Origin of the sequence: Natronosporangium hydrolyticum (genome assembly GCF_016925615.1) — a bacterium.
Classification (GTDB): Bacteria; Actinomycetota; Actinomycetes; order Mycobacteriales; family Micromonosporaceae; genus Natronosporangium; species Natronosporangium hydrolyticum.
This window is the reverse complement of record NZ_CP070499.1, coordinates 2,589,484-2,601,149: the sequence shown is the minus strand read 5'-3', so window position 1 is coordinate 2,601,149 and position 11,666 is coordinate 2,589,484. Positions and strand designations below refer to the sequence as shown.

Here is an 11,666-nt window from a genome sequence, read left to right as displayed (position 1 = left end):
GAAGACGTAGCGACCGAACTGACTGGTTCCGCCGGGATAACCTCAAGCCATGATGGAGGCGACGCGCCGGGAGCAGCCCGGGCACACAATCACCCGGCTCACACCGCGGATTCGCCCGGCTGGTCGAGCGCTGCTCAGCGGGTTGGTCCTGGCCCTGGTCGGGGTGGTGGGTGCGCCGGAGCCGGGGATTGCTGAGCCGACCCGGCCGGACTGGGTGCAGACGCTGCCGCAACTACTCAATGACCCGGTGGGTGCCCAGCAGGTGCTCCTCGGCTCGACCCCGGAGCAGCCCGATGCGCCGGACGAGGCCGGGCGGCTCCCTCGGGTGAGCGCCTTGTTCCAGGAGTGGATCTACTACGCCGATGAGCGGTGGCTCGACGATGTCGGTGCGGTACTCGAAGCCGCCGCGACCCCGGACTCGGACCGAGAACCGGAAGCTGCGGAGTCGTTGATCATGCAGGCGTTGGTCACCGCGGCCGCGGACGCTATCCACAGTCCTCACACCGGTGGGGTGCCCGACCGGCTACGCCCCAGCATGGGGCGGCTCGCCGCGGCCTACCTGCCGGATCTTCACCTGGTGATCGATCACGACGATCTTGATGCGGTCGCCACCGGCACCTCTCTGCGCCACCTCACACCCCGCCAGGCCGGGGTCTTCCTCGCTGAGGTCGGACGCAATGAGCAGGCCCGCAGCGAGCTCCTCGAATCGATCGAGGAGTACGCCGCCGGGGTGTTCGGCTATCTGCTGTCACTGGACGGTCCACATGATGACCCTGAGGCTGCGCTACAGATGTTTGTCCTGCCAGGGATCGCCGGGCTGGTCGCCGCGGTCGACGTCGGAACGGCTGGACAGACCTACGTGGAGCTCGGGGAGAGGCATATCGGCTTGGTCAATTATCGCATCGGAAGGTTGCAGGGGGCGAGCCGACAGGCACTCATGGCCTGGGTGAGGATCAGCTACTACGACCAACTGCAGCCGGATGATTTGTCGGAGCCAACCCGGGGGGCGCTGACCGACTCTTCCGGCGAGCTGATCCCGATGGAGTCGTGGCTCCACGAGCATCACAGCCCAGAGTATAAGGCCTGGCAGAGTTATCTGTCGACCCCGGGTGCGAGGTCGCCGTCGCAGCTAGTCCTCATTGGCGTCGTCGACGACTATCTTGCTGCCTTCGATCGCTTCCGCGCTGTGATCATCGACATTTGGGGTGCCCGCGGCCGTCGCTGACGAGCGGCTGGCTGGCCCAGCCGGGTGGAGATGGCGGGCCAGTCAACCTCCGCGGCCGGTACGCTGAGGCACGACAATCTGCCCCGTTTCTGGAGGATGCTGATGCCTGTCGTCATGCCCCGCTACCTCGCCGGCGCCGTCGCGGTCCCTGCACTCGTGCTGGGCCTCGCCGCCTGCGGCTCCGACACTGGCGCCGAGCCCGGCGAGGAAGGCGTTGCGCAACTCAGCCCTGAGGAGGTCCTCCTCGCTTCCTACTCCAGTCTAGAGTCTGAGTCTTACCAGATGGAGTCGGTCGTGACCATGAACGGTATCGACTTTCTCGAGATGTCGACCGTGGTCGAGGGTGAGTCTTCGCAGTCATCGCAGTCTGTATTTATGAGCGCCATCCTCGATGCGGCCGGCGAGGACCTCTCCGGAGAGCCCGAGCTGGCCGGGATGGAGGCGATGTTCTCCGACATGCACACCACCACGATCGTGGTGGCGGGCACGGTCTATATGCAGATGTCCGGGAGCCTGGTCGACACGACTGAGGCGTACGGCGAGGATGCGTGGTTCACCATCGACCTGACCGAGCAGGGTGACCTCGACGAGATCTACGAGATGTTCGGCGGCTTCGACCTCGCCTCGCAGACCGAGACGCTGCTCACCGAGATCACCGACGTGGAGGAGACCGGTGACGGGGTCTACACCGGCACGGTGCGTGAGGACTCGGAGTTCATGCAGTCCATGGTCGGTGCCGCCGCGCCGACCGGCCCACCGGAACCGGCGAGCGACGACACCGTCGACGTCGTCATCACTCTGGACGAGAACGAGCTCCTCAGCACTGTAGAGATGATCTTCCCGGAGATTGACGGCGTCACCATGCACATGAGCAGTGAGATCGTCGACGTCGGCGGAGAGTACGGCATCGCCCCGCCGGACTCGGACAACCTGCATCCGTTCGAGGACCTCGCCGACGCTATGCCGTAACCGGCACCGCGCAGCCGGCTGACCGGCTGCCGGCCGGCGCCCCGGATCTGCTGCGAACGCGAAGATCCGGGGCGCCGGTCTTAGCCCATGGTGACCGGGCAGAGGTCAGGCGGTGGGCTCGGCCTTCGCCGCGTCGCGGACCGCCGCCGCCACCGCCGGAGCGACCCGGGCGTCGAAGACGCTCGGCACGATCACCATCGGGTTGATCTTCTCTTCGCCGACCACGTCCGCGATCGCCTGCGCGGCGGCGACCGCCATCGCCGCATTGAAGCTCCCCGCGTGGGCATCGAGCATGCCCCGGAACACACCCGGGAAGGCGAGCACATTGTTGATCTGGTTCGGCTGGTCCGAGCGGCCGGTGGCGACGATCGCGGCGTGCGCCCGGGCCTCCCGCGGATCAACCTCAGGGTCCGGGTTCGCCAGCGCGAACACGATCGCCTGGTCGGCCATGCCGGCGATGTCTGCACCGGTGAGCAGGTTGGGGGCGCTCACGCCGATGAAGACGTCCGCCCCGCGCAGCGCCCCGGGCAGGTCACCGGCGTAACCGTCGCGGTTGGTGTGCTCGGCCAGCCAGCGCCAGTCCGGGCTCAGATCGCTCATCTTCCGGTGCAGCGCACCCGGCCGGTCGTACGCGATGACGTCGCCGACCCCCTGCCGCAGCAGCAGCTTGATGATCGCCGTACCCGCGGCACCGGTGCCCGAGACCACCACCTTGACCTGGCTCAACTGCTTGCCCACCACCCGCAGCGCGTTGGTGAGGGCCGCCAGGACGCAGATCGCCGTACCGTGTTGGTCATCGTGGAAGACCGGGATGTCCAGCACCTCCCGCAGCCGCGCCTCGATCTCGAAGCACCGCGGGGCGGCGATGTCCTCCAAGTTGATCCCCCCGTACGCCGGCGCGATCGCCTTCACGATCGAGACGATCTCGTCCGAGTCCTGGGTGTCGAGCACCACCGGCCAGGCGTCCACCCCGCCGAACCGCTTGAACAGTGCCGCCTTGCCCTCCATCACCGGCAGACTGGCGGCCGGGCCGAGGTTACCCAGGCCGAGCACCGCTGAGCCGTCGGAGACGACCGCCACCGTGTTGCGTTTGATGGTGAGGCTGCGGGCGTCGGCCGGGTTATCCGCGATCGCCTGGCACACCCGGGCCACCCCCGGCGTGTACGCGCGGGACAGCTCGTCCCGGTTCCGCAGCGACACCCGGGGCGTCACCTCGATCTTCCCGCCCAGGTGGAGCAGGAAGGTCCGGTCCGACACCTTCCGGATCTCCACCCCGACCAGGCCCTCCAGCGCCGCCACCACCTGGTCGGCGTGCGCGGTGTCGGCGGTGTCGCAGGTCAGATCGGCGACCAGGGTCACATGGTCGGAGTCGACCACGTCCACTGCGGTGACCACCGCACCCGCCTCCCCCGCGGCGGTGGTGAGCCGCCCGATCGCGGCCGGGTCGGCGGTCACGCTCACCCGGACAGTGATCGAGAAGCCAGCGCTGGGTAGCGGGGTGGTCGAGCTCGGCATGCGGGGCACCCTTTCGTTCCGTCGGTGTTGGTGGCATTCTCTCGCTCACCACACCGCCGGCCATCGTCCGGGCTTCGACAGCTGGCCCAGCCAGGCTCGGGTCCGGCGCTGGACTACGCCAGCGCCGGACCTCCAGCGACCGCCGTCATGCCCAGCGGCGCCGCGCTCTACTGGCTGGTGCAGGTCACGGCCGGGACGGTGTTGGTGCCTGGGTGGGTCCCGACGAACCCGAACGTGGTGCTGGCTCCGGGGTCCAGGTTCCCGTTCCACGACGTGTTGACTGCGGTCACGTCCGGCCCGCTGGTGGTGACGATGGCGTTCCAGTGGTCGCTGACGCCCTGCCCGTCAGCGAAGGTCCAGGTGACCCGCCACCCGGTCAGCGCTGAGCTACCAGCGGTCACCGTCACCTCGGCCACGAATCCGCCGGGCCACTCGTCGCCCAACTGGTAGTCCGCGGTGCAGTCGCCAGCCGGCGGCTCGGTCGTTGGGGAGGCGGTCGGAGGCGAACCGGTCGGTGGTGAGCCGGTCGGTGGGGATGGGTCGTGCGCTGCCAGGGCGTCGTGGATCGCATGGTAGGCGGGCTTGGGCTCGTACTCCTCATCCCAGGGCAGGGCCGCCCCCTCGCCCGGGAAGAACTCCGGGATCCAGGAGTGCCGGTCGGTGAAGCTCCACACCGTCAACCCCACACAACGTTCGACCGCGAGACAGGCGTCGACCACCTCGGCGTAATCGCGCGCCTGCTGCTCCAGCTGCCCCGGGGTGACCGGGAGCTGCATCCGAATGTCGAGTTCCGTGATCGCGACATCCACCCCCAGGGCGGCGAACCGGGCGATGTTCTGCTGGAGGGTCGAGGGCACCTGGCCGAGGATCAGGTGGCCCTGCAACCCCACGCCGTCGATCGGCACACCCTGCGCCAGCAGATCAGCGACCAGCTCGTACATGGCGTCGCTCTTAGCGTTGATGCCCTCCACGTTGTAGTCGTTGAGGTAGAGTTCCGCGTTCGGGTCGGCCTGTCGGGCCAGCTGGAACGCCTCGGCGATGTACCCGTCGCCCAGCCCTTCCCGCCAGAACGAGTCCCGCAACGACCCGTCCTCCTCGAACGGCTCGTTCACCACATCCCAGTGCCCGATGCGGCCCTCGTAGCGGCCCACAACAGCGTCGATGTGACTCTCCATGGCCGCGCGCAGCTGCGCCGAGGGCAGGTCCTGCACCCAGCCCGGGGTCTGGTTGTGCCATACCAGGGTGTGCCCCCGCACGAGCTGGTCGTGCTGCTCGGCGAAGTCCACGAAGGTGTCGGCGGCGCCGAAGTTCCACTGCCCCGGGCTGGGCTGGGTCCAGTCCCACTTCAGGGTGTTGCCCGTGGTGATGGAGTTGAACTCCCGCGCCACGATGGTGCCGTAAATGGGTTCGTCGGCCAGCGGGTCCGGGTCGATTGAGGTCCCGATATACCGGTCGATCGCCGCGGCGTGGGCCCGCAACGGCGCCGACGCTTCGGCTCGGTCCGAGGTCAGTGCGGCCGGTACGGTGACCGCGGCCACGGCCAGAGCCGCAGTTACGGAAGTAAGCAGCAGGAGCCGGCGCTTGGCCGGGCGTCTGCTGGAACGCATCCGATGCTCCTTCCCGACCCGGCGCGTCCCTACGAGGACCGCGACGTGGCGTGCCTGCGACGACGCACAGCGAGTCAGAAGATTTCGATCCATGGGTGATGAACGGCGGGCCCGTGACACGCATTACTCGCCCGCGGTCGACACCCCCGTGTCACCTCACGGAGATGGTATGGCTCCCACCTGACCGTACGCCGCCCCTTAGGGCACGTCAATGTATTCAGATCGGGCGGTCTCAGGGGGCCGAAGGTCCAGGACATCGCGGGAGTCGGCGCTAGCTGCTCGACGTCGTAGGAGGGCGAGCAGGTCCTCCTGACGAGGTTGCCCGAAGGCCAACCGATACCTCGCAAGGTTCGCCTTCAACCGTTCGAGCTTCGCATGGTCCCGGCTCAACGGGTACGGCATGACGTGTCGTTCGATCTTCGCCGGCCCGGAAAACACCCAGTACGGCGCCAGGTCATCCCACGCTCCGGACATAGCGCTGGCGGCGTCGTAGAGCGCCTTCCACACGTCCGGCCCGGTGACGCGAAGCGCGTCAGCGCGGTGTGTGGTTGCGAGGTTACGGCGTACGGCATGCCCGCCGTAGCGGTGTACCCGCCCCTCACGTTGCTCGAAGTCGACCGGGTTCGTGGGTGTATTCCAGTGCACAACCGCCGAGCACCACAGATGGAAGTCGATACCTTCCTGGCCGGCGCTGGTGGTGGCTACGACGAACGGCCAGAACGGACTGTTGAAAGCCCTGCGGACGGCCATTTTACGGTCGACCTGGGACTGCTCCTCCCCTCGGCCGCCATAGCGCAGCGCGAACCGGCCGGGCAATTTGATTGGCTGACCGGGGTTGTGCGGGTCGAACGCCTCGTACGTTGATGGTCGGCTGGCGATCGCTGCCCGTGCTTCTTCGGCGAGCCTGCCGAGTTCGCTATCGTCCAAAGGCGTGTCGACGGTGGCGCTGCGCAAGGTGTGCAGGTGTTCGTCGAGGACCGCCTGCAGGCCGCCGACCGCGCAGTACCGGAGTATCGCCCGCCAGTAGGCCTGGTGCGGGTGCAGGTTTTCGAGTAGCTGAGTGGATTCGGGCCGGTTGAAGAGCGAGCGCAACCCGTTGGCGAGGGACGCGGCAGCGCGCCAGTGACCCGCTGGGGTCACCGTACTGTGCGAATCGACAAGGCGTGCCAGCGCACGCCAGGCGATGTTGCCGGGACCGTGGAGACCGATCGCCGCGATAGCGCCGATCGTTTCGTCCCGCTGGCCCACTGTCGGGTAGCTTGGCTGGTCGGCAATCTGCCGGGCTCGGGCCACGTGCCGGTCCAGGCCGGTGGCCGTCTCGTCATCGCCGGCGGAGGTACCCAGGAGGGCTGCGGCGTCCGCAACGTCGGGGTCGGCGCCTGGCCACCGAAAGACCAGCTCCCACGGCTCAGCGGGGCCCGGCCTAGTCGGCTCGGACTCGACGGATGCGTAACCGCGGAGACGTTCCTGAACTTCCCGTTCCAGGACATCGAGCGACGCGATCTCGTCGGGACGCCGCTGCGCCAACACCAGCGGGTCGCACAGGGCGGCCAAGCCGGGATGTGGCCAGAAGAGCGCGAGGGTGCTCATCGCCGCGGGGCGGCCGTGCTCCATCCGGTAGTCGAGGTGCCGATGTCCCTCCCTGGTCCGGAACATCCGGCGTTCGGTCTCGTAGCTGAGCAGTCCTGCCACCGCCGTAGGGGTGGCGTTCCAGGACGAGAACAGCAGTCGCTTGGTGATGCCCTCGCGCGCCGCGGTGGCAAACGGCTCCTCCAGCGCGTAGTACAGCAGCGATGGTGGTAGCCACAGCAGCCGCCACCATCCCCGGCCAACGGTGTCGGCGGCGAGCTGCCGCAGCCGGCTGTTGCCGAGGTCGACTGGTTCGCGGTGGCTGATCGCCTCGGCATCGAGCAGCTGCGCGGAGGCCAACAGCGGGGGTAGCTCGGGGTGCGGCTGTCCGTCGAGTGCCGCACGGACCTTGTCACCGAGCTGGTAGCCGTCGAGGAAGTTCAGGAAGTACGGGGCGGACTTCCAGTACTCGACGGTCATCGGGGCCCCGACCACCGCCGCGATCTGGCGGATCGCCGCATAGCCGCGCACGTCATCGGCGGTCAAGTCATCGGTAGGCCGGATGTGCTCGCGCAGCATCCCGTCCTGGCCCAAGGTAGGCCGTTCGGTACGGCACATCACCCGCAGCAACAGACCCCGCAGCCAGTCGCGTAGATCTCCGCAGGGCTCCCCGCGTACCAGGGCGTCCCGGTACGCCTGGAACGCCTTCGTCACATCGGCGTGCCAGGACTCGTCATCGCTGAGGAACCGCAGCACCTGCCAGAGGTCGGCGTAGTGGTCATCGCCGCCGGCAGCCTCCTCAGCGAAGGTGAACGACTTGTACGGAGTGGCCGAGAGTAACAGGACCCGGGCGTCCCGGTAGTCGAACAGGTGTTGGGCCAGTTCAGCGCCCTCGCCGCCGTTCGGGTCGAGCAGCTCCCGGAACCGTTGGAACTCGTCCAGGATGATCAGGTCGGGTTTGAGTACCTCGACCCCGGCGGTGGCCAGCGCCGTTCGTAGATCGCCGGTGATCTTGCGGGTTTGCTCCCGTAGCGGCCCTGCCGGGACGACGAGCTCGCTGAGCTCGTCGAGCAGCGCGTCGAAGCTCTCGAGTAGGCCCCGCTGGTGGGCGATGCGCAGAAACCCGTCGGTAATCGTGGGGTCGAGTGTTTCGCCCAAGTTCGCCCAGAGCCGGGTGCAGTGTCCTTCGAAGCTCTCGGGGGTCGCGACGCCTGCTTGCAGCGCCCGCAACGCCAGCCGGCTTCGCCGGCCATCCCACATGTTGGCTTGCCTGAGGATCAAGAAGAGCAGCGCCCGCTCCTCGGCGGTACCTGTCCGCCAGCCCTGGTCAAAGCTGGTACCCGGCGTGAATGCGACCAGGTTCATCGGCTTGCCTGCGGTGGCGGACGCGGCGTTGAGCTGGTCTGCGTGCTTGGCGAGCATGGTCAGCCGGCTCGACAGGGTCACTGTCTCATCGGGGGTGACCCGTAGGCGGCTCAGATTCTGCCGCGCGACATCCTGATTGGAGCAGACGTAGATGACGTCCACCCGCTCCAGGCTGTCGTCGTCCTGCAGTCGCTGCAGGGTTTGCGCGATAACGCCTCGGGCGACGACACTCTTGCCGAGCCCGGTCTCGTCAGCGACCAGGAACCGGCGGGTCGGCTCGGCGCCAAAGTACCGGTCGACGATGTGCGCGACGGTGGCGCGCTGAAAGCCTTTCAAGCCGGCCATGATCGGGCCAGCATCGTACCGCGTCACGATTTCACCGGCTCGGTCATCGAGTCACGCGCCTGGGTGATGAGCCGCCACAGGTCGCTGAAACCGGGCGGCAACAGGCGTTCGCTGTCGCCGCTGGCCTTGATGCGGGCGACCAGCCTAGCCAGGTCGTCGAGCTGCGCGGGCCGATCGACCAGCGCGTCGAGCAGCAGTTCGAGAATTCCGGTCTCGCTGCTACGCCAGCCGCCGTCTCCGCCGGCATCACCGGCGACGCCTGCGACAGGGTCGGCGCCGAGCCCGAGCATGAGCAGCAGGAACTGCAGGAACTTCTCCGGCGTGTCGATCTGCTGCGCGATGACATGGTCGAGCCGGTAGCCGGGATCGCCGATCAGGGTAGCGAGGACGACGGTCTGTTCCCGACCGGCGCCCTCCTGCGCTATGACGACGACGAATGGGGTGACCTCGACCAACGTAAGCCCACCGAACGCCGCGTCCACCGGCTCTCCCGGAGAAAGCTGAACCACCTCGCCTCGCCGCGTGTGCAGCTGCGCGGTGATCCTCACACCTGGCCCGCCGGGCAGCGGCTGCTCGGAGGCCAGCCGGATGCGGTAGCCCTGGGCCTCGTGGGTGACAGTTGCCCACAACGGAATGGCGGCGATGTCGCGGACCAGGTCACGCAGAGTAGCTGCGTCAGGCTCCTCCTCGGCGGCTTCGTGGCGCTCGTAGGGTTCGAGGATCTCCCGGAACCCTGCGCCCGGGCCGATGAGGGCGTCTATGCCCCACTGAGCGCGGCCACCGACCAGCTCCACCAACAACTCGACGTTGCCACCGAACGCGGCATCTGTCGCGTTGGCCGACCCGAGCAGGACCCGCGCCTGCCGGCCCTGCTCCACCACATACACCTTCGCGTGTAAGCCGCCGAGGACCTCCTGACTGGACGGCGACCCCTCCGCTGGCAGGCCCGCGAGGGTGCTGACCACCAACGCCTCAGATCCGACCAGGCTCTCCGCTGGCAGGCAGTCGAGCGCTTCCTGCCGGCTGACCAGTGCCGGTTGGCCGCTCGGCGCACACCGGTCCAGGCCTCCGGGAGTACAGAACGGCGAGATGATCAGGTGGCGCCGGCCATCGAAGTCAGGAGTTGAGGCGTCGGGGACGCCCAGCGCGTAGAAAGACATCTCCCGGGCGCCATCCGGACGCTGCCACACGGCCCGGTGCAGGTCCTCACCGAGAGCCTCGACCGCGGCCCGCCGGGCCCGAGGCAGCGGTGCCACCGCCAGCCGCATTCCGTGCCGGATCAGGTCGGACAAGGGCTGGTTGTCTGCCAGCGGCTGCGTACCAATGGCGCCGTCCAGCCGCAGGCAGACGTCCCAACTGCGGTCTTTGGTCAGGTTTCGGCTGAGGACGAGCAGCCGCAGGGACGTCTCCCCGGTCGCGTCGTCGTAGAAGCGCAACGCCCACAGCTTCGGATGGAACAGGTGTCCCGGCCTGGGCCGGCGCACCTGGTGCACCATCGGCTCGACGAACGCCAAGAGGGTGGACCGTCCCGGTGGCACCACGATCTGACCCGCCTGGCAGAACACGTCGATTCGGTCGGCACAGTGCCGTACCCCCTCCATCACCGCGACCGGGTCCGTCGCCTCATGTAGGCCTTGCGCGGCGAACGCTAGTGGGGCGACCAACAGGCTCTCCAGGTCCAGGGTAAAGGTCAACGCCACCGCCCGGGACATCCGCGCGCCCGCCGGCGGGCGGAGCGCATTCAGCAGCAACGCGCGGGAATCAGGCGCGAGCACCGGTAGCCTCCGGCAGCTCGGCGGTGCAGCCGTCATGGATGTCGGTGAGGATCCGGCGAACCTGCGGCCAGCGGAACACCAAGGGACGACTGCCTGACGCGCCATTCCAGGTGCGCAACAGCTTGTCGTTGACCAGCCGCGACTGGCCCTTCTTCACCGACTTCTCCCGCTCGGCCACAAGGCTTCGCAGGTTCGGGTCTGCGGCGGCCTCGCCGACCCTTCCGCTGGTCACCGCGTCCAGCCAGCGGTCGATAAACCGGCGCGCGGGGGCCTTCGCAGCTATTCGGGGGTTCTGCTGGACCAGCCGATTCCACATGTCCGCCCGGTCCCAGTCCTTGAGCCTTTCCTCCGCCGACAAGCGATCTTGCCACGACTGCAACTTGCCGCGATACCAGATCGTCGGCTCCTCATGCTCAGTCAGGCCCGCCCGCTCGTATCGCTCGGCGATGAGCAGGTTGTAGAGAAGTGAGGCACCGTGGATTGCGAGCGAGAATCGCTCCGCATGCCGCACGAGCGAGCCGATCGCTGCCGGAGCTGCGAGCGCCGCTGGCTCTCGCCACGGCTCCTCGTTCTCGGCTGCTGGGGCTTGCTCAGCCTCCAGAAGGTACGCCAAGAGGGTGTCCGGCGCCGAGGCAAGTATTCGCTCGCGAAGCCAGCGCGCCTCGCCTGGGCTCAGCTTCAGCCCACCCGCAAGCTCCGCTGGAAAGCTCGCTGGCGCTGTGGGGAGCGTCGGATGCCACGTCCCCCTCGATCGTTCGGTGAGTTCCTCCGCCTCAGCAAGGCGGCCGGCCGCCAACCGACGTCCGGAAGCGGTGTCGTCATCGCTGGTGCGGATGCCGTACCGCAGCAGCGCTGCCGCGTAGATGCTCGACGGCAGGGTCCGCACCCCGACCCCGGCCCGCCGACCGATCACGCCCTCAGCCTCCTCACCGCGCAGCAGGGCATCGACCACTTTCCGCTCGTTGCGATCGACCTCCGCGGCGAGGCGGTCACCGCGTAGCCCACGGCGCTGGGCCTCCTGATAGCACCAGGGCACGATCAGCAGGTACCGTGCCCGGGTCTGGACGACGGAAGTGCCCGGGAAGAGCAGGTCGCTGAACGCATCACGTACCTGGCCGATTCCCAACTCGTCCCGACTCTCTTTGTCGCTGAACAGTTTGAGTAGCTCCCGCATGCGTTGCTGGTCGTCGCGGGAGCTGTCCAGCCAGCTCACCCCTGAAGCCATGGACACCTTCCGCTCACGCTTCCGACGTGCTGACGAGGCAGCGTGGCGAACCCGTAGGTAGAACCAGCCAG

General features: G+C 68.0%; 7 protein-coding genes. 2 read left to right on the top strand and 5 right to left on the bottom strand.

Annotated elements, in window-relative coordinates:
- The first annotated feature begins 49 nt into the window (after nt 1-49).
- On the top strand, nt 50-1,225 hold the full coding sequence (locus JQS43_RS11480; protein WP_239679070.1) for a hypothetical protein: 1,176 nt from the start codon (nt 50-52) through the stop codon (nt 1,223-1,225).
- Nucleotides 1,226-1,327: 102 nt separating this feature from the next.
- Nucleotides 1,328-2,194, top strand: coding sequence for a hypothetical protein (locus tag JQS43_RS11475; protein ID WP_239679069.1), 867 nt, complete (start codon nt 1,328-1,330; stop codon nt 2,192-2,194).
- A gap of 105 nt (nt 2,195-2,299) precedes the next feature.
- On the opposite strand, the gene JQS43_RS11470 is transcribed toward JQS43_RS11475, so the two are convergent.
- The 5 genes from JQS43_RS11470 to JQS43_RS11450 form a co-directional block, all read right to left on the bottom strand.
- Entirely contained in the window at nt 2,300-3,709 is a 1,410-nt protein-coding gene (locus JQS43_RS11470; RefSeq protein WP_239679068.1) for an NAD-dependent malic enzyme, read from the bottom strand.
- Between the two features lie 167 nt (nt 3,710-3,876).
- Nucleotides 3,877-5,316 (bottom strand): endo-1,4-beta-xylanase, encoded by a 1,440-nt coding sequence (locus JQS43_RS11465; protein ID WP_239679067.1) that lies wholly within the window; start codon nt 5,314-5,316, stop codon nt 3,877-3,879.
- Between the two features lie 198 nt (nt 5,317-5,514).
- On the bottom strand, nt 5,515-8,622 hold the full coding sequence (locus tag JQS43_RS11460; RefSeq protein ID WP_239679066.1) for a C-terminal helicase domain-containing protein: 3,108 nt from the start codon (nt 8,620-8,622) through the stop codon (nt 5,515-5,517).
- Nucleotides 8,619-10,370, bottom strand: coding sequence for a phospholipase D family protein (locus tag JQS43_RS11455; protein ID WP_239679065.1), 1,752 nt, complete (start codon nt 10,368-10,370; stop codon nt 8,619-8,621). Before JQS43_RS11455 ends, JQS43_RS11460 begins: the two co-directional genes overlap by 4 nt.
- Nucleotides 10,357-11,595, bottom strand: a complete 1,239-nt coding sequence (locus tag JQS43_RS11450; protein WP_239679064.1) for a DUF6361 family protein — start codon at nt 11,593-11,595, stop codon at nt 10,357-10,359. The genes JQS43_RS11455 and JQS43_RS11450 overlap by 14 nt, the downstream gene beginning before the upstream one ends.
- Nucleotides 11,596-11,666: the final 71 nt, after the last annotated feature.